The organism is Streptomyces sp. CA-146814 (assembly GCF_050942385.1).
Lineage (GTDB): Bacteria > Actinomycetota > Actinomycetes > Streptomycetales > Streptomycetaceae > Streptomyces.
Genome location: NZ_CP192068.1, coordinates 6,543,531 through 6,562,038 on the forward strand (window position 1 = coordinate 6,543,531; position 18,508 = coordinate 6,562,038).

An 18,508-nucleotide genomic window follows, 5' to 3' on the forward strand; every position below is an offset into this window, starting at 1 on the left:
GTGCCGCCGGCCCTCCGCGACGCCCCGGCAGCGACCCGCGCCCCTGCGCGGCACCCCGTCGCGACCTCACAACCCGGACCAGAACAAGGAGACGTGGTGACCACCGCAGCCTTCGACGCCAACGCCGTCGTGAACGCCGTCCAGGACATCGTTCCCAAGCTCCGCGAGAACGGCCGACAGGCCGAGGAACAGCGCTGGATCCCGCAGGAGAACATCGACCTGCTGGAGAAGAGCGGTGTGTTCCGCATCGCCACCCCGAGCCGGTTCGGCGGGCTCGACCTGCCGGTCGCCGAACAGACCGAGATCCTGGCCGAGATCGCCCGCGGCTGTCCCTCCACCGGCTGGGTCGCCTCGGTGTGGGTCTCCAGCACCTGGCTGGCCACCCTCTTCTCCGACCGCGCCCAGGAGGAGATCTTCGCCGACCCCTCCGTACGCGTCTCCGGCGGCTTCACCCCCACCGGCTCGCTCACGCCGACCGACGGCGGTTACGTCCTCAACGGCTCCTGGCGCTTCAACACCGGCTGCCGCGGCGCCGACTGGAACATCGCCGCCACCGTCCTGGAAGGCCCCGACGGTACGCACACCGAGGTCATCGCGATCGTGCCGATGTCCGAGTTCACCATCGCCGACGACTGGCACACCTCCTCCGCCTCCGGCACCGGCAGCTCGACCAGCACGGCCAAGGACGTCTTCGTCCCCGCGCACCGCGTCGTCGACTTCGGCGAGGCGATCTGGAACGTCACCCCGGACCGCTCCAACACCGGTGCCAGCGGCCGTAATTACGGGCTCTTCGCCTTCATCATGGCCGAGACCGTGGCGACCTTCCTCGGCACCGCCCAGGGCGCGCTGGAACTCTTCCTGGACCGCATCCCGGGCCGGGCCATCGCCTACACCTCCTGGGAGAACCAGGCGCTCCACCCGCTGACCCAGATCAACGTGGCCGAGGCGGCCAACAAGATCGCCGCCGCGAAGGGGCTGGAGGCCGGCTGGCTGAAGGTCCTCCAGGACCGCGCCGACGCCGGTGAGCAGCCGACCCTGGAGGAGAAGGCCGCCATCCGCGGCCAGGGCGCCTACGCCGTACAGCTCGCCAAGGAAGCCGTCGAGATCCTCTACCGGACCAGCGGCGCCTCGGTCATCCAGCGGAGCGTCCCGCTGCAGCGCTTCTTCCGCGACGTCGAGGGCTTCTCCCTCCACGGCTTCCTGCTGCTCAGCACCAACCTCGAACTGCACGGACGGGTCCTGCTCGGCCTCGACCCCGAGACGCCCCTGCTGTAGGGGGTGCTTGGCCGATCAGGCCGGGCTCGCGGGGCTTGGCACCGCTCCTCGCGGCGTTGTCGTCGGTCACCAACGCTCCGCGTTGACTCCCTCCTCCGCCTTGCGATGCACGGCACCAAGCCCCGCTCCCTGATCCGGCCTGATCGGCCAAACACCCCCTAGTCACCCCCTCCGCCCGGCCCCGTCCGGGCGGCCCCCCCCCGTACCGACGCATCGACCACGCCCAGCCCCGCCGCACGGCTGAGCCGGAGGACTTCCGAGTATGAGCACCGACACCACCTCGCCCGCCACCACGCCCGTCTCCGTGATCGGCCTCGGCATGATGGGCACCGCCCTGGCCGAAGCCTTCCTCGGCCAGGGCCACCCGACCACCGTGTGGAACCGGTCCCCTCAGAAGGCCGAACAGCTCGTCAGCCGGGGCGCGACGGGCGCCGACACCGTCGGCGCGGCCCTGACGGCCGGCCCGCTCGTGGTCGTCTGCCTCTCCACCGACGAGGCGGTGCACGAGGTCCTGGACCCCGAGGTCGAGAACCTCAAGGACCGGGTGCTCGTCAACCTGACCTCCAGCACGCCCGAGGAGGCCCGCGCCACGGCCGCCTGGGCCGAGCGGAACGGCATCACCTACCTCGACGGCGCCATCATGGCGACCCCGCCGCTCGTCGGCCAGCCCCAGGCGCTGATCTTCTTCGGGGGCTCCGCCCCGGCCTTCGAGGACCACCAGGAGACGCTGCGGGTCCTGGGCGGCGCCGCCACCTACCTCGGCGACGACACCGGCCTGCCCTCCCTCTACGACGTGGCCCTGCTCGGCATCCTCTGGTCCACCGTCGCCGGCAACATCCAGGCCCTGGCCCTCCTCGGTACCGAAGGCGTCACGGCCGAGGCCTTCCTGCCGTACGCCACCGCCTGGCTCAACCACGTGGCCGTGCCCTATCTGCCGCGCCTCGCCGAAGAGGTGGACAGCCAGGACTACGCCACCGACGTCTCGACGCTCAACGTCAACAAGGAAGCCATCGCACACCTGGTGAGCGCCTCCCGCTCCCAGGGGGTCAGCCCTGATCTGGTGCTGCCCTTCCAGGCCCTCATCGAACGCCGGGTGGCGCGCGGCCACGGCTCCGACAGCCTCTCCAGCCTCATCGAGGAACTCCGCAAGCCGTCCGCCTGAGCCCACCCACCCGCACCGAGCCAAGACCTCGAAGGAGAGAGACGTGAGCACCGAGAACCTTCCCGGCGACCCCGAGATATCCGCGGCCGCAGCCCCCGGCACCGGACGACGCAACGTACTGAGAGCGGCCGGCCTCACCGCACTGCTCGGCGCGGCCGGCGCCACCGGTGTCTCCCAGGCCACCGCCGCCGAACGCCGGAGGAAGAAGCCGTCGGGCGACCACGACGTCATCGTCATCGGCGCCGGCTTCGCCGGGGTCACCGCCGCCCGAGAGCTGAGCCGCAACGGGCTGCGACCGCTCATCCTGGAGGCGCAGAACCGTATCGGCGGACGCACCTACACCGCCGACTTCGCCGGCGAGCAGGTCGAACTGGGCGGAGCCTGGTTCGAGGAGGGCCACCCGCACGCATGGAAGGAGCTGCTCCACTACAACCAGCAGCTCACCACCGACCAGGGGCCCGACGTGGCCTTCTTCCCGGCCGAGGGCGGCTACCGCGCCTACAGCCCGGCCGAAGGGTTCGGCCGGCTCGCCGAACTGGTCACGCCGGTCTTCGACGGCTCCCGCGAGTACTTCCCGCGCCCGCTCGACCCGTTCGCCCGTGAGGACCTGGTGCGTCCGCTCGACCGGCTGACCCTGATCCAGCGGATCAACCAGCTGAACCTCTCCCCGGTGGACCACTCCTGGGTCACCGGCAACCTCGGCGGCCTCTCCGGCGGCTCGGCCCGCGGCTCGTTCACGCAGATGGCCCAGTGGTGGTCGCTGTCCGACTGGGACTTCGCCAAGTTCTCCAGCGCCACCTCCTCCCGGCTCGTCCACGGCACGGCCGCCTTCATCCAGGCGATGCTGGCCGACGCCGACGCGGACCTGCGCCTCAACTCACCCGTCAGCAAGGTCGAGGACCGGGGCGGCCACGTCTGCGTCACCACCGGCAACGGCACCACCTACCGCGCCCGCGCGGTCGTGGTCGCCGTACCCGTCAACGTATGGAACCGCATCACCTTCGCGCCCGGCCTGCCCAAGGTCTACCGCACCCTGGCCGACCAGACCGTCGCCGTCCCCGCCGCCAAGAAGATCTGGCTCCACATCCGCAGCGCCGAAGGCCTCTTCTACGCCGCCGGTGCGGAGGACGCGCCCGGCCTCGGCGACGTCATCCCCGTCCAGCGCCTCGGCGACGGCCACCTCGCCTTCGCGTTCAGCCGGGACCCCCGGCTCGGCATCTCCAACCGGCGGCAGATCCAGGAGTCGCTGCGCCGCTGGGCCCCCGACGCCGAGGTCCTCGCCGTCCGCGGCCACGACTGGGGCAACGACCCCTACGCGCGCGGCGGCTGGACGTACAAGCGCCCCGGCCAGCTCACCGGCGCCCTGCGCACCGTCCAGCGCCCGGTCGGCCGCCTCGCCTTCGCCGGCAGTGACATCGCCACCGGCTGGAGCGGCTGGGTCGACGGCGCCATCGAGTCCGGGCTGCGCGCCGCGGGCCAGGTCCTCGACCGGTGAACACCCACCCGCGCGACCGTGCCGGAGAGACGATGACCGAGCAACCCACGCCGCTTCGGATCGACCCCAGCGGCAGCGACCTCCACGCCGAGAGCGACCGCCTGCGCGCGGTCGGGCCCGTCACCCGGGCCGAACTCCCCGGCGACGTGGCCGTCTGGATGGTGACGGACTCCGCCGTCGCCAAGAGCCTGCTGACCGACGACCGGGTCTCCAAGGACGCCTACCGCCACTGGCCCGCCTGGGAGAACGGCGAAGGCGAACTCGCCCGTACGTGGCCGCTGGCCTCCTGGGTCTCCGAACGCAGCATGATCAACACCTACGGCGGGGACCACCGGCGGCTGCGCAAGCTGATCGCCAAGGCGTTCACCGCCCGCCGCACCGCCGCCCTGGAACCGGCGGTCCGCACCCTCGTCCAGGAGCTTCTGGACGAGGTCGCGGCCACCGAGCCCGGCCGGCCCCTCGACATCCGGGCCGCCTTCGCCTACCCGCTGGCGATCCGGGTGATCTGCGAACTCCTCGGCATCCCGGGCGCCATGCGCGAGGACCTCTTCCGGGTCGTCGCCGACATGTTCCGCACCTCCGCCACGCTGGAGGAGGTGCAGGCCAACGGTGAAGAGATGGTCGGCCTGATGACCGCGCTCATCGACCACAAACGGCGGACGCCCGGCGACGACCTGGTCAGCGCGCTCATCACCGCCCGCGACGACGAGGAGAACTCCGGTCTGGACGAGACCGAACTCGTCGACATGATCCTGCTGATGATCGGCGCGGGCCACGAGACCACCGTCAACCTCCTGGACCACGCCATCCACTCGCTGCTCACCCATCCCGAGCAGCTGGCGCTCCTGCGGAGCGGCGAGGCGACCTGGGACGACGCGATCGACGAGGCGCTGCGCCACCAGGCGCCGATCGCCAACCTCCCCATGCGGTTCGCCGTCGAGGACATCGAGGTGGGCGGTGTGACCATCGCCCGGGGTGACGCGCTGATCGTCTCCTACAGCGGGGTCGGCCGGGACCCGGCCGTCCACGGCGCCGACGCCCACGACTTCGACCTCACCCGCGCCACCCGCAACGACCACATCGCCTTCGGACACGGCGTGCACCGCTGCGTCGGCGCGCCGCTGGCCCGCCTGGAGGCGTCCGTGGCCCTGCCCGAACTCTTCGGCCGCTTCCCCGACATCGGCCTCGCCGTCACCTCGGACCGGCTCCAGCCGCTGGAGTCCTTCGTCTCCAACGGCCACCGCACGCTCCCGGTCCACCTGAAGCAGGCCTGACCATGGACGACGAACTCTTCGACTACGTGATCGTGGGCGCCGGATCGGCCGGCTCCGTGCTGGCCGCCCGGCTCACCGAGGACCCGGACGTGCGGGTCGCGCTGATCGAGGCCGGCGGACCCGACTCCGACCCCGCCGTCCGCGTCCCCAGCGCCTCACTCGCGCTGCTCGGTACGGAGCTGGACTGGGGCTACCGCACGGTGCCCCAGCCCGGCCTCGGCGACCGCACCGTGGACTGGCCGCGCGGCAAGGTCCTCGGCGGCTCGTCCTCGGTCAACTTCCAGATGTGGATCCCGGGTTCGGCGGAGGACTACGACGCGTGGGGGAGCGCCGCCGGTCCCACCTGGTCCTGGCGCGCCGTCCGCCCGTACCTGCGCCGAGCCGAACGCTGGGCGGGCCCCGGGACCGAGGGAACCACCTACGGCGACGACGGCCCCCTCTGGATCTCGCCGCCCCGCGACCCCGACCCCACCACCCCGCACTTCCTGCGCGCCTGCGCCGAAATCGGGCTCGGCCCGCTCCCGGGCGGACTGGGCGGACCGCACCTCCACGGCAGCGCGCTCACCCCGCTCAACCAGCTCGACGGCGTCCGGTGGAGCTCCGCCGACGGCTACCTCCGCCCGGCCCTGGAACGCCCCAACCTCACCGTGTTCACCGGCGAGCAGGCCCGCCGCATCATCCTGGAGGACGGCCGCGCGAGCGGCGTGGAGCTGGCCACCCGCCGGCTCTCGGCCCGCCGCGAGGTCATCCTCAGCGCGGGCGCCATCGGCTCGCCGCACCTGCTGATGCTCTCCGGCATCGGCGACGAGCGGGACCTCGCGGCAGCGGGCGTCGAACCGCGCGTCCACCTCCCCGGGGTGGGCCGCAACCTCCACGACCACGCCACGGTCGACGTCATCCGCCACGCGGCCACCCCCGTACGCCTGGCGCAACTGGACACTCCGGAGGCGGCGAAGCGGTACGAGGAGGACCGGCTCGGCCCGCTGACGTCCAACATCGCGGAGGCGGTGGGCTTCTTCCGCAGCGACGTCGGTGAGGGCGGTGGCACCCAAGGCACCGGCGGCCGCAACGGCACCGGCGGCCCTCCCGACCTGGAGGTCATCTGGGCCCCCATCGCCTTCCAGGGAGAGTCCCTGGCGGACGGCCTGACCATCGGCGTGGTGCTCCTGCAGCCCGAGAGCCGGGGCGCGGTGACCCTCCGGAGCCCCGACCCGGACACCCCGCCCCTGATCGACCCGGGCTACCTCTCCGCCGAGGCCGACCTCCACCGCCTCGCGGCCGGAGTCCGCTTCGCCGAACGCCTCTTCGCCACGGAGACCCTGCGGCCCCTGGTCGGCGAGGCCATGACCCCGTGGACCGACGGCCTGGACGAGGAGGCCCTGCACCAGCACATCCGGGACCACACGGGAACCCTCTTCCACCCGGTCGGCACCTGCCGGATGGGCCTCCCGGACGACCCGGACGCGGTGGTCGACCCGGAGCTACGGGTCCGCCAGGTCCCGGGCCTGCGGGTGGTGGACGCGTCGGTGATGCCGCGCATCATCGGCGGCCACACGCACGCCCCGGCGGTCATGCTCGCGGAACGGGCCGCGGACCTGATCCGCGGCGCGTCCCACTGACGACCTGTGGTCGGACCACACCTCCGGCATAAGGTCCGACCACAGTTCGCCACCCCCTGAACCTGCGGGATCACGGCCCTCCCCCGCGCCGTGATCCCGCAGCCCCACCCGCCCGTGTCCCGGCGCGGAAGGGGCACGACACCCCGCCCGTCAGATGTCCCGGAAGATCTCGATCTGCGCCCCCACCGAGTTGAGCCGCTCCGCCAGCTCCTCGTACCCCCGGTTGATGACATAGACGTTGCGCAGTACGGAGGTGCCCTCGGCCGCCATCATCGCCAGCAGCACCACCACGGCGGGCCGCAGGGCGGGCGGGCACATCATCTCTGCTGCGCGCCAGCGGGTGGGGCCCTCGACCAGGACCCGGTGCGGGTCGAGGAGTTGGAGGCGGCCGCCGAGGCGGTTGAGGTCGGTGAGGTAGATCGCGCGGTTGTCGTAGACCCAGTCGTGGATCAGGGTCTGGCCGTGCGCGGAGGCCGCGATGGCGGCGAAGAACGGCACGTTGTCGATGTTGAGGCCGGGGAACGGCATCGGGTGGATCTTGTCGATCGGCGCCTCCAGCTTGGAGGGCCGCACCGTCAGGTCCACCAGCCGGGTGCGGGCGTTGTCGGCCGCGTACTCCGGGGTGCGGTCGCAGTCGACGCCCATCTCCTCCAGGACCGCCAGCTCGATCTCCAGGAACTCGATCGGCACCCGGCGGATGGTGAGCTCGGACTCGGTCACCACGGCCGCGGCCAGCAGGCTCATCGCCTCGACCGGGTCCTCGGAGGGGGAGTAGTCCACGTCCACGTCGATCTGCGGGACCCCGTGCACGGTGAGCGTCGTCGTACCGATGCCGTCGACCCGTACGCCCAGCGCCTCCAGGAAGAAGCACAGGTCCTGGACCATGTAGTTGGAGGAGGCGTTCCGGATGACCGTCGTGCCGTCGTGGCGGGCGGCGGCCAGCAGCGCGTTCTCGGTCACGGTGTCGCCGCGCTCGGTCAGCACGATCGGCCGGCCGGGGGAGACCGAGCGGTCCACCTGCGCGTGGTACAGCCCCTCCGTCGCGGCGATCTCCAGGCCGAACCGGCGCAGCGCGATCATGTGCGGCTCGATCGTGCGCGTGCCCAGGTCGCAGCCGCCCGCGTACGGCAGGGTGAACTGCTCCATCCGGTGCAGCAGCGGGCCCAGGAACATGATGATCGAACGGGTGCGGCGCGCGGCGTCGGCGTCGATCGCCTCCATCTCCAGCTGCGCCGGCGGCACCAGCTCCAGGTCCACGCCGTCGTTGATCCAGCGGGTGCGCACCCCGATGGAGTTCAGCACCTCCAGGAGTCGGAACACCTCCTCGATCCGGGCGACCCGGCGCAGGACCGTGCGGCCCTTGTTGAGCAGCGAGGCGCACAGCAGCGCCACACAGGCGTTCTTGCTGGTCTTGACGTCGATGGCGCCCGAGAGCCGGCGGCCGCCGACGACCCTCAGGTGCATGGGACCGGAGTAACCGAGCGACACGATCTCGCTGTCGAGGGCTTCACCGATGCGGGCGATCATCTCAAGGCTGATGTTCTGGTTGCCGCGCTCGATGCGGTTGACGGCGCTCTGGCTCGTGCCGAGCGCCTCGGCCAGCTGCGTCTGTGTCCAGCCCCGGTGCTGCCGGGCGTCACGGATGAGCTTGCCGATGCGTGCGAGGTAGTCGTCTGACATGGCGGCAGGATATCTCAGATATGAGATGAGGCTGGAGTGGGAGTGTGCCGTTCGAGTGACGGGAGTGCAAACGGTTGCCCGCGCCGCCATCGTGCCCCGTCCGGGGACGAGCGGCGCGGGATCCGCGTCCGTACGGGGTGGTAGGACCCGATCAGCCGCTGCGCCGTCGGGTCGTCTTCCGCCAGCCGAACGGGCCCGGCAGGTCCATCGACGTGGTGCGCCGGCCGGTGCTGCTCACCGTGCGCCGCGGACCGCGTCCGCCGCCGGTGGTGACCGACCAGGAGCGGCGGCTGATGTTCAGCCGCACCCCGGGCAGGATCCGGAAACTCTTGCGGAAGGTGATCGCCATGGTGACCTCCTCGTGTCACGACTCCGGGTGTCCCGGCGCGGTGAGGGTATGCCTGCGATCGAACAAGTACCTTGCCCTCAGGGGGGGTTCGGCCGTCGGCACGTCGCCTGCCGCCCCCTCATCCGCGCCGATCCGCCAGCCACTCCAGGGCCTCCGCGCCCGCGTCGAGCACCGAGATGTGCCCGTCCGCCGGCCGCACCCGCAGTTCGGCCGTCGGGCAGCGCTCCGCGAGCCACCGGCTGTGGGCGGCGGGCGCGATCCGGTCCTGGCCGCCGTGGAGCAGGAGCAGCGGTGCGGTGATGCGTACGGGGTCGAAGCCCCAAGGCGCCACGTACGCCAGGTCGTCGGTGATCAGGCCGTCCGGCCCCGCCTCCAGCGCGGGCCCCACGACCTGGTCGAACCAGGACCAGTCACCGGCCAGCGCCTCGTGGTCGGCCTCGGTGAACATCTCCGGGTCGTACCCGGCGCCCGCCTCGTACGCCTCCTTCGCCGCACGCCCCTCCGCGGCCGCCCGCAGCGAGGCGGCGGAGGACGGCAGCATGCCCGCGAACCAGTCGAGCCCCTCCGCGCCGTACGGCGCGAGTCCGGCGGCCGTCACCACCCCGAGGACCCGGTCGGGCAGCAGGGCCGCACAGGCCAGCGCGTGCGGGCCGCCGCCGGAGTGGCCGAGGACGGCGAACCGGCCGAGGCCGAGCGCGTCGGCGACCGCCCGCACATCGGCGGCGGCCGAGGCCACGTCGCGGCCGGGGAGCGGCGACGATCCGCCGTAACCGGGACGGTCGTACGCCACCCAGCGGATGGACAGCTTCTCGGCGGCGGCGAAGAGCGGCGCGGGCGGTGAGCCGATGTTCGGTGTGCCGTGGTGCCAGAAGACAGCGAGCCCGTCGCCGCCGGTGTCGTACACATGGAGCGTGCGGCCGTCCTCCCGCCGCACCTCGCTCTCCGTGACCCGCACTGCGGCCCACCCACCCCTCCACCGCGCCGAACTCTCCCTCCGTACGACCCTACCGACCGCCTCCGACAGCGGTCCGCCGATCACTCCGCCCGCAGAGGCAACCCACAGGTTCGCCTCCCCGTCTGGATGTCCGAGAGCGCGTTCGATCCGGAACAGACCACCGAACGGGCGCGCGGACGACCAGGGTTGAGGAGGAGCTTTGATACGTGGCCGGAGAGCATGGGCCACCGCGATAGCGGTGCTGACGGTGGCAGGGGTGGCGCCGACGGGGGCGTACGCCGCCCCCGCGCCGCCGGAGATACCCGGCGTCACCGCGACACCCGCCGACGGGCAGACGCTGCCGCCCGGCTGGCGCATCGCCGGTGAGAACGGGCGCAACCACCTGGAGTGGCGCGCGCCCGAACCGGTCCCCATGGGCGACGCCCGCGTGGAGTTCCGCGCCGACGACGCACTCGTGGGCGTACCCGAACCGCAGGGCGACGGCCGGACCTTCCGGCTCCCGCTCGACGAGGTCCGCACCGCCGACCTGGAGAACCTCCAGGTCCAGGCCGCCGGGCGCCGGCTCGACGAGGCGCCGGACGCGGGTGCGAGCCGCCAGGCCAAGCCGTCGGCCCCGAAGCTCCCGCCCAAGCTGCCCGCAGGCACCGTCGACCCGGGCAAGGCCGGCACGTACGCCACCACCACCGGCGAGTACAGCCTCGCCTCGGTGAAGATTCCGGGCCTTCCCGCCCCGGTCGAGATGCGGGGTGTCGTCGTCGCCCCGAAGAAGGCACCCGGCAAGCGTCCCGTCGCCCTCTTCCTGCACGGCCGCCACGCCACCTGCTACGTCCCCGGCAAGAAGGATGAGGCCTCCGGCGACTGGCCCTGCGCCAAGGGCAGCAAGCCCATCCCCAGCCACCGGGGCTACTTGCGCGACCAGAAGCTGCTGGCATCCCAGGGGTACGTGACCGTCTCCATCTCCGCCAACGGCATCAACGGCCAGGACTGGGACGCCGAGGACGGCGGCGCGCAGGCCCGCTCCTCGCTGGTCCGCAACCACCTCGGCCGCTGGGCCGACTGGGCCGCCAAGCCCGCCTCCGCGCCCGCCGTCGTACGCAAGGCCCCGAAGACCGACCTGTCCAAGGTGCTGCTCGTCGGCCACTCGCGCGGCGGCGAGGGCGTCAACCGCGCGGTGATGGACAGCCTGTACAGCCCGCCGGCCGCCCAGGACGGCTACCGCTCCAAGGCCCGCTGGAACATCCGCGGCACGGTCCACATCGGCCCCACCATCTTCGGCCAGAACCCGGTGCCGGACGTCCCCTCGCTCACGATCCTGCCCGGCTGCGACGGTGACGTCTCCGACCTCCAGGGCCAGGTCTTCACGGACGGCACCCGGGGTGTCAGCCGCGGCAAGGCCCTGCACAGCTCGGTCTACATGATCGGTGCCAACCACAACTACTTCAACAGCGAGTGGACGCCCGGCCAGGCCCAGGCCCCGGCCGACGACGACTTCTGGCACGACCCCGAGGCGCGCGACCCGCTCTGCTCGCCCGGCGCCGCCGGCCGGCTCTCCGCGAACCAGCAGCACAAGGCGGGCGCGACCTACATCGCCGCCGCCGCACGGCTGTTCGTCGCCGGCGACGACCGCGTACGCCAGCTCGTCGACGGCACCGGCCGCCGCGCCCCCTCCGCCGACCCCGCCCGGGTGCTGACCCACGCGGTCGGCGGCAACCGTGGCACCGGCTTCCTCCCCGACGACCTGCGGGGCACGCCGAAGGTCACCGGCGCCAAGCTGTGCGACGCCGTCGCCCCCGGCCGTACCGCCTGCCTGAGCGAGAAGGACCCCGGCTCCTCGCCGCACTTCGCGCATTGGGGCCCCGAGCACGAGGCCGGCCGCCGCGCGGTCGCGCTGAACTGGAAGAAGCCGGGCGCCATCGCCCGTGTCACGCCCAAGAAGCCGGTCTCGGTCAAGGGCGCCAACAGCCTCGCGCTGCGCATCGCGGTACCGCCGAACACCAGCGGCACCCGCTTCGACGTCCACGTCAAGGACGCCAAGGGCAAGCGGGCCAAGCTGGGCAGCGTACGGATCGACGGGCTGCCGGGCACCGACCGCACCACCTCGTACTGGGCGCAGGAGGTCCGCGTCCCGCTGACCGCAGCGGTCCGCGCCAAGCTGAACCTCGGCGCGATCGCCTCCCTGGAGCTGACCCCCAGGTCCGCCTCCGGCAAGGCGTGGCTGATGGACGCCTGGTCGTGGAAGTCCGGCACACCGGCGGTGCAGCCCGCCCCGCTCGCGCGCGTCGACATCGGCCGCCTCACGGTCAAGGAAGGCGACTCGGGCTTCCGTACGTACCAGGTGCCCGTCCGCACCACCGGCAAGAACGTGGGCGCGGTCCGGCTGTACGTCGACGACCCGAAGACCGGCAAGTCGACCGGCCGGCTGGTCAAGGTCGGTCCCGGCACCGCCGGGATCAAGGTCACGGTGAAGGTCGAGGGCAACAAGCGCTACGGCTGGGACAAGACCCACGGGGTCGCGGTCAAGGCGGTCCGCGGCACGGTCGTCGGCGCTGACTCCGGCGGTGTCATCGCCGAGAACGACGACCCGATGCCGAAGGTGAGCATCAAGCCGGTGGCCGACGACATCACCGAGGGAGAGCCGCTGACCTGGCGGATCTCGCTCTCGGAGGAGGCGGACGTCGAGATCTGGACCACAGCCGAGCTGCTCCCCGTCCCCGACGGCCGCCCGGAGCTCTCCACGGCCGACGTCGACCAGGAATGGCTCTCCGAGCACGTGGAGAAGATCCCGAACCCGGCTGTCCCGCTCTCGCGCATCGACTACAACATTCTGTGGACGACGATCGAGGCGGGCCGGAAGTTCACCGACCTGACCGTCCCGACCGTCCGTGACCAGCTGAAGGAGCCGGCCGAGTACGTCCGCTTCGAGGTCAAGGACAGCGACGACAGGCCGCTGGGCCCGCCCTTCGAGGGCACGGTGCGCGACGCGCCGTAGCGCCGACCGCTGTACCGCGTCCGGCCCCTCCGCGACCCTGCGGAGGGGCCGGACCGCTTTCCGGACCTGTACCGTCCGGCCCCTGGGATGACCGTGCCTCCGCCGCCCGGCCGACCCCGTCGCGTACCCCCTCGTACCGGAGGCCCATGAGCTCCGCCGCACAGGCCGATGAACGTCACCGGCACGGCGGCCAGGATGAGCCGCATGACCTTACAAGGAGTCCGCAGCGCCCCCGTGGCACCGCCCCCGCCCCGCTGGGCGGTCCTGGCCGCGCACCTCACCGCACTCGTGGTCCTGCCGACCGGGCTGTGGCGCATCGCCCTGGTGCTCGGCCACCCCGCCGGCTACACGGAGGCGGGCTTCGAGCCCTTCTCGACGGTCGACGCCAAGGTCTGGATGCTGGCCCTCAGCGTGGTCAGCGAGCTGGTCGCCCTCCTGACCATCGGCCTGGTCCGCCCGTGGGGCGAGGTCGTACCGCACTGGATCCCGCTGATCGGCGGGCGGAGGGTCCGCCCCCTGGCCGCCGTCGTCCCCGCCGCCCTCGGCTCCGCGGTTCTGACCCTGACCTGGGCGGCCGTCCCCTTCTGGTGGACGTACCCGCACGCGGACCTGACCGCCACCGGGAACCTGTTCGTCGGCATCCTCTACCAGCCGCTGTTCCTCTGGGGCCCGCTGACCGCGGCCGTCACGGTCTCCTACTACCGGCGGCATCGGGTACGAGGGCGCGGGTAGAAGCGGGTAGAGGGCACCTGGGCATGACCGAGCGGCGGCTATGTACTAGAGTTATCTCGACATCGAGATATCTGCCGAGGCGCACCGCAGCCGCCGCCCGGTAAGGCATACCTAACTAAGCCTTACCTTAGCGGATGGTCGGGGCCGTAGGCGGCACAACGCGGCGCCCGCTGCCAATGAGGCGCGGCGCGGTAGACGCGCACATTGAAGAAGGAGACTGTCGTGTCGGCGAACAGCTTCGACGCCCGCAGCACGCTGCGCGTGGGCGACGAGTCGTACGAGATCTTCAAGCTGGACAAGGTAGAGGGCTCCGCGCGCCTGCCGTACAGCCTGAAGGTCCTGCTGGAGAACCTGCTCCGTACCGAGGACGGCGCGAACATCACCGCCGACCACATCCGGGCCATCGGCGGCTGGGACTCCCAGGCGCAGCCCAGCCAGGAGATCCAGTTCACGCCGGCCCGCGTGATCATGCAGGACTTCACCGGCGTGCCCTGTGTCGTGGACCTCGCCACCATGCGTGAGGCCGTGAAGGAGCTGGGCGGCGACCCGGCGAAGATCAACCCGCTGGCCCCGGCCGAGCTGGTCATCGACCACTCGGTCATCGCCGACAAGTTCGGCACCAACGACGCGTTCGCGCAGAACGTCGAGCTGGAGTACGGCCGCAACAAGGAGCGTTACCAGTTCCTGCGCTGGGGCCAGACGGCCTTCGACGAGTTCAAGGTCGTCCCGCCGGGCACCGGCATCGTCCACCAGGTGAACATCGAGCACCTGGCGCGTACGGTCATGGTCCGCAACGGCCAGGCCTACCCCGACACCCTCGTCGGCACCGACTCGCACACCACCATGGTCAACGGCCTCGGCGTGCTGGGCTGGGGCGTCGGCGGCATCGAGGCCGAGGCCGCGATGCTCGGCCAGCCGGTCTCCATGCTCATCCCGCGCGTCGTCGGCTTCAAGCTGACCGGTGAGCTGACCCCCGGCACCACCGCCACCGACCTCGTGCTCACGATCACCGAGATGCTCCGCAAGCACGGCGTCGTCGGCAAGTTCGTCGAGTTCTACGGTGAGGGCGTCGCCGCCACCTCGCTGGCCAACCGCGCCACCATCGGCAACATGTCGCCGGAGTTCGGCTCCACCGCCGCGATCTTCCCGATCGACGACGAGACGCTGAACTACCTGCGCCTGACCGGCCGCGACGCCCAGCAGGTCGCCCTCGTCGAGGCGTACGCCAAGGAGCAGGGCCTCTGGCTGGACCCGGCCGCCGAGCCGGACTTCTCCGAGAAGCTGGAGCTCGACCTCTCCACGGTCGTCCCCTCCATCGCAGGACCGAAGCGCCCGCAGGACCGCATCATCCTGGCCAACGCCTCGCAGCAGTTCGCGCAGGACGTCCGCAACTACGTGTCGGACGAGATGGAGGCGAGCAAGGAGTCCTTCCCGGCCTCCGACGCCCCGTCCACGACGCCGAACGGCGTCCCGTCCAAGCCGGTCACCGTCACGGCCCCCGACGGCTCGACGTACGAGATCGACCACGGCGCCGTCACCGTCGCCGCGATCACCTCCTGCACCAACACCTCGAACCCGTACGTCATGGTCGCCGCCGCGCTCGTGGCGAAGAAGGCGGTCGAGAAGGGCCTGACCCGCAAGCCGTGGGTCAAGACCACCCTCGCCCCGGGCTCGAAGGTCGTCACCGACTACTTCGACAAGGCGGGCCTGACCCCGTACCTGGACAAGGTCGGCTTCAACCTCGTCGGCTACGGCTGCACCACCTGCATCGGCAACTCCGGCCCGCTGCCGGACGAGGTCTCCAAGGCGGTCAACGACAACGACCTCGCGGTCACGTCGGTGCTCTCCGGCAACCGTAACTTCGAGGGCCGGATCAACCCCGACGTCAAGATGAACTACCTGGCGTCGCCGCCGCTGGTCGTCGCGTACGCCATCGCCGGTTCGATGAAGGTCGACATCACCAAGGACGCGCTCGGCACCGACCAGGACGGCAAGCCGGTCTTCCTGACCGACATCTGGCCGACCGAGGCCGAGGTCAACGACGTCGTGGCGAACGCCATCGGCGAGGACATGTTCAACAAGTCCTACCAGGACGTCTTCGCGGGCGACGCCCAGTGGCAGGCGCTGCCCATCCCGACCGGCAACACCTTCGAGTGGGACGCCGAGTCCACCTACGTGCGCAAGCCCCCGTACTTCGAGGGCATGGCGATGGAGACGACCCCGGTCGAGGACATCACCGGCGCCCGCGTCCTCGCCAAGCTCGGCGACTCGGTCACCACCGACCACATCTCGCCGGCCGGCGCCATCAAGGCCGACACCCCGGCCGGCAAGTACCTCACGGAGCACGGCATCGAGCGCCGTGACTTCAACTCCTACGGCTCGCGCCGAGGCAACCACGAGGTCATGATCCGCGGCACGTTCGCCAACATCCGCCTGCGCAACCAGATCGCGCCGGGTACCGAGGGCGGCTACACCCGCGACTTCACCAAGGATGACGGCCCGGTGTCGTTCATCTACGACGCCTCGCAGAACTACCAGGCCGCCGGCACGCCCCTCGCGATCCTCGCGGGCAAGGAGTACGGCTCCGGCTCGTCCCGCGACTGGGCCGCCAAGGGCACCGCGCTCCTCGGCGTCAAGGCCGTCATCGCCGAGTCCTACGAGCGCATCCACCGCTCGAACCTCATCGGCATGGGCGTCCTCCCGCTCCAGTACCCGGAGGGCCAGAACGCCGAGTCCCTCGGCCTCACCGGAGAGGAGGCCTTCTCCTTCACCGGCGTCACCGAGCTGAACAACGGCACCACCCCGCGCACGGTCAAGGTCACCACCGACACCGGTGTGGAGTTCGACGCGGTCGTCCGCATCGACACCCCCGGCGAGGCGGACTACTACCGCAACGGCGGCATCCTGCAGTACGTGCTCCGCAGCCTGATCCGCAGCTGATCAGCGAGCGGTACAGCGCGAGGGCCGCGCCCCGGAATCCCGGGGCGCGGCCCTCGCGCTGTTTCGCCGCCGTGGCCTCAGCTCCCGCTCCGGTCCGACGGGGTGCGCCAGACGTCGCTGATCCGGCAGGTGGTGCCGGGCGGCACCTCACCGAGGCCCTGCGCCTTTTTCACGGCGCTCGCGCCGGGCTCCAGGTCGACCACGCCCGCCCCGCCTTCCGCGACCTTGACGCCGTCCTCGTCGAGAAACTCCATCATGATGGTGTAGCTCGCCGTCGTGGACGAGCCGTTCACGACCTTCACCTTCGCCGACTGCCAGCCGATCTGCGGATCGCGCGTGCACGCGGTGATCGTGACGTCCTTCTTCGCGTCGGGTTCGGTCGCGCTGGGCCCCTCGGCGTACGGCTCCTCCTCGTACGGCTCCTCCTCGTACGGCTCCGAGTAGGGCGTCTCCGACCGTGGCGGCAGCGCGATGGAATCCTGGACCGAGGACATCGCCGCGTAGACGAGCGCCACCACCGATCCCGCCACGATGAGCCCACCGCCCACGGCGAGCGTGACGATCAGCCCCGTACGCTGCTTGCCCGGCGGTGCCGCGGGAGCCGCCCAGGGCGAAGGCTGCACCGGCGCCACCGGAACCGGGCGCTCCGGCTCCGGCTGCGGCTGTTCGGGCGGCGGAGGCGGGAAGTTGTCGGACATGCGGTCCCCCCACGGGAAGTCGATCAGGTGAGGGCCTTACGGTACGTGGCCCCAGCGACGCGACCGTCGCCACGTGCCCCACCGGCCCCACCCGCGCCACCAGCACTCCGTACAGAACCAGCACTCGGTACAGAACAGCACTCCGTACAGAACAGCACTCCGTACAGAAAGCGAACGGACCACCATGGGCGAGCTGATCCTCATCCGCCACGGCGAGACCGAGTGGTCCCGTTCCGGGCAGCACACGAGCTGGACCGACCTCCCCCTGACCGCCACCGGCGAGCGCCAGGCCCGCGCCCTCGTCCCGCTGCTCGCCGACCGGAACATCGGCCTCACCCTCGTCAGCCCCTCGATCCGGGCCCGCCGCACCGCCGAGCTGGCCGGGCTGCACGCCCCGCGCGTCACCCCCGAGCTGCGGGAGTGGGACTACGGCGGCTACGAGGGCATCACCACCCCGGCGATCCGCCGCACCCGCCCCTTCTGGAACCTCTGGACCGACGGCGTCGACCCCGGCTCCGACGAGCATCCGGGCGAGAGCCCCGCCGATGTCGGGCAGCGCGCCGACCAGGTGCTCGCGGGCGTCCGGTCGGCCGCCGAGGGGATCGGGAGCGCGGACATCGCGCTCGTCGCCCACTCGCACTTCCTGCGCGTCCTCACCGCCCGCTACCTCGGCCTGACCCCGGCCGAGGGCCGCCTCTTCCAGCTCGCCACCGGCGCGGTCTCCCGGCTCGGCACCGAACACGGCCGGCCGGTCGTCGCCGCGCTCAACGTGGCGCTGCCCGAGAGCCTCCGGCCGGAGTGACCCCGGGCCTCCCGAAAGCCCCCCGAAAGCACCCAAAGCCCACTGGAAGCCCCCACCCCCCGAAAGCCCCCAGGCTCCCATGGGCGACCCTGGAGAGGCCCGACGACCATCCGTGACCAGCCAGGAGCCAGCACCGCCATGACCGATACCACCGCCCGCGCCACCCTCCAGCACGAGGACGAGCGGGTACGGGTCACCCGCTGGGACTTCGAGCCCGGCACCCGCACCGGCCACCACCGCCACGCCTTCGACTACGTCGTCGTCCCGGTCGTCGACGGCACCATCAGCGCGTTCGCCGCCGACGGAACGGTCACCGAGTCCGCCCTGCGCGCCGGTGTCTCCTACGCCCGCCCGGCCGGTGGCGAGCACGACGTCGTGAACACCGGTGACGCGTGGCTGTCCTTCGTCGAGATCGAGATCAAGACCGACGACGAGCGCGCCCCCACCGTCTGACCGACGACGAGCGCGCTTCCGCCCTCTGACCCACGGCGAGCCCCCCGAGTGACCGGGCGCGAACACGCCGGCGGCCGGCACCCCG

At 71.7% G+C, this 18,508-nt stretch carries 14 protein-coding genes; 10 read left to right on the forward strand and 4 right to left on the reverse strand.

The window, feature by feature from the left end:
* Positions 1-96: 96 nt before the first annotated feature.
* From ACQP09_RS29035 to ACQP09_RS29055, 5 genes are all read left to right on the forward strand, one after another.
* Positions 97-1,275 carry an acyl-CoA dehydrogenase family protein gene (locus ACQP09_RS29035; RefSeq protein ID WP_433404939.1) on the forward strand — a complete coding sequence of 393 codons (1,179 nt, stop codon included), beginning with the start codon at positions 97-99 and terminating at the stop codon, positions 1,273-1,275.
* Positions 1,276-1,537: 262 nt separating this feature from the next.
* Positions 1,538-2,437 carry an NAD(P)-dependent oxidoreductase gene (locus tag ACQP09_RS29040; RefSeq protein WP_433404941.1) on the forward strand — a complete coding sequence of 300 codons (900 nt, stop codon included), beginning with the start codon at positions 1,538-1,540 and terminating at the stop codon, positions 2,435-2,437.
* A gap of 43 nt (positions 2,438-2,480) precedes the next feature.
* A complete protein-coding gene (locus tag ACQP09_RS29045; RefSeq protein WP_433404943.1) occupies positions 2,481-3,932 on the forward strand; it encodes a flavin monoamine oxidase family protein in 1,452 nt (483 codons plus the stop codon).
* Positions 3,933-3,964: 32 nt separating this feature from the next.
* Positions 3,965-5,206 (forward strand): cytochrome P450 family protein, encoded by a 1,242-nt coding sequence (locus ACQP09_RS29050; RefSeq protein ID WP_433404946.1) that lies wholly within the window; start codon positions 3,965-3,967, stop codon positions 5,204-5,206.
* A 2-nt stretch (positions 5,207-5,208) separates the two neighbouring features.
* Positions 5,209-6,825: a GMC family oxidoreductase gene (locus tag ACQP09_RS29055; protein ID WP_433404949.1), complete on the forward strand. Its 1,617-nt coding sequence runs from the start codon at positions 5,209-5,211 to the stop codon at positions 6,823-6,825.
* A gap of 150 nt (positions 6,826-6,975) precedes the next feature.
* On the opposite strand, the gene ACQP09_RS29060 is transcribed toward ACQP09_RS29055, so the two are convergent.
* The 3 genes from ACQP09_RS29060 to ACQP09_RS29070 form a co-directional block, all read right to left on the reverse strand.
* Positions 6,976-8,505 carry a helix-turn-helix domain-containing protein gene (locus tag ACQP09_RS29060; RefSeq protein WP_432152781.1) on the reverse strand — a complete coding sequence of 510 codons (1,530 nt, stop codon included), beginning with the start codon at positions 8,503-8,505 and terminating at the stop codon, positions 6,976-6,978.
* Between the two features lie 151 nt (positions 8,506-8,656).
* A complete protein-coding gene (locus tag ACQP09_RS29065) occupies positions 8,657-8,854 on the reverse strand; it encodes a DUF4236 domain-containing protein (protein WP_433404951.1) in 198 nt (65 codons plus the stop codon).
* Positions 8,855-8,972: 118 nt separating this feature from the next.
* A complete protein-coding gene (locus tag ACQP09_RS29070; RefSeq protein ID WP_433404952.1) occupies positions 8,973-9,809 on the reverse strand; it encodes an alpha/beta fold hydrolase in 837 nt (278 codons plus the stop codon).
* Positions 9,810-10,008: 199 nt separating this feature from the next.
* On the opposite strand from ACQP09_RS29070, the gene ACQP09_RS29075 reads away from it, so the two are divergent.
* The 3 genes from ACQP09_RS29075 to acnA all read left to right on the forward strand — a co-directional run bounded on the left by ACQP09_RS29075 (position 10,009) and on the right by acnA (position 16,470).
* Positions 10,009-12,798 (forward strand): hypothetical protein, encoded by a 2,790-nt coding sequence (locus ACQP09_RS29075; protein ID WP_433404954.1) that lies wholly within the window; start codon positions 10,009-10,011, stop codon positions 12,796-12,798.
* A gap of 195 nt (positions 12,799-12,993) precedes the next feature.
* Entirely contained in the window at positions 12,994-13,530 is a 537-nt protein-coding gene (locus ACQP09_RS29080) for a hypothetical protein (RefSeq protein ID WP_433404957.1), read from the forward strand.
* 222 nt (positions 13,531-13,752) lie between these two features.
* Positions 13,753-16,470, forward strand: coding sequence for an aconitate hydratase AcnA (gene acnA / locus ACQP09_RS29085; RefSeq protein WP_432152784.1), 2,718 nt, complete (start codon positions 13,753-13,755; stop codon positions 16,468-16,470).
* 77 nt (positions 16,471-16,547) lie between these two features.
* Here acnA and ACQP09_RS29090 read toward each other — a convergent pair whose 3' ends face one another.
* Positions 16,548-17,168 (reverse strand): hypothetical protein, encoded by a 621-nt coding sequence (locus ACQP09_RS29090; protein WP_433404960.1) that lies wholly within the window; start codon positions 17,166-17,168, stop codon positions 16,548-16,550.
* 184 nt (positions 17,169-17,352) lie between these two features.
* Here ACQP09_RS29090 and ACQP09_RS29095 point away from each other — a divergent pair, with 184 nt between their 5' ends.
* Positions 17,353-17,970, forward strand: coding sequence for a histidine phosphatase family protein (locus tag ACQP09_RS29095; protein WP_404067274.1), 618 nt, complete (start codon positions 17,353-17,355; stop codon positions 17,968-17,970).
* Positions 17,971-18,108: 138 nt separating this feature from the next.
* The gene (locus ACQP09_RS29100; protein WP_433404963.1) at positions 18,109-18,423 is read left to right on the forward strand and encodes a cupin domain-containing protein; all 315 of its coding nucleotides are present in this window, start codon (positions 18,109-18,111) and stop codon (positions 18,421-18,423) included.
* The last annotated feature ends 85 nt before the right edge of the window (positions 18,424-18,508 follow it).

Bases quoted from the DNA above. Each gene is read 5' to 3' on its own strand.
- ACQP09_RS29040 (WP_433404941.1), top strand. From the start codon at position 1,538: ATGAGCACCGACACCACCTCGCCCGCCACCACGCCCGTCTCCGTGATC.
- ACQP09_RS29050 (WP_433404946.1), top strand. From the start codon at position 3,965: ATGACCGAGCAACCCACGCCGCTTCGGATCGACCCCAGCGGCAGCGAC.
- ACQP09_RS29055 (WP_433404949.1), top strand. From the start codon at position 5,209: ATGGACGACGAACTCTTCGACTACGTGATCGTGGGCGCCGGATCGGCC.
- ACQP09_RS29060 (WP_432152781.1), bottom strand. From the start codon at position 8,505: ATGTCAGACGACTACCTCGCACGCATCGGCAAGCTCATCCGTGACGCC.
- ACQP09_RS29065 (WP_433404951.1), bottom strand. From the start codon at position 8,854: ATGGCGATCACCTTCCGCAAGAGTTTCCGGATCCTGCCCGGGGTGCGG.
- ACQP09_RS29080 (WP_433404957.1), top strand. From the start codon at position 12,994: ATGAGCCGCATGACCTTACAAGGAGTCCGCAGCGCCCCCGTGGCACCG.
- ACQP09_RS29090 (WP_433404960.1), bottom strand. From the start codon at position 17,168: ATGTCCGACAACTTCCCGCCTCCGCCGCCCGAACAGCCGCAGCCGGAG.
- ACQP09_RS29095 (WP_404067274.1), top strand. From the start codon at position 17,353: ATGGGCGAGCTGATCCTCATCCGCCACGGCGAGACCGAGTGGTCCCGT.
- ACQP09_RS29100 (WP_433404963.1), top strand. From the start codon at position 18,109: ATGACCGATACCACCGCCCGCGCCACCCTCCAGCACGAGGACGAGCGG.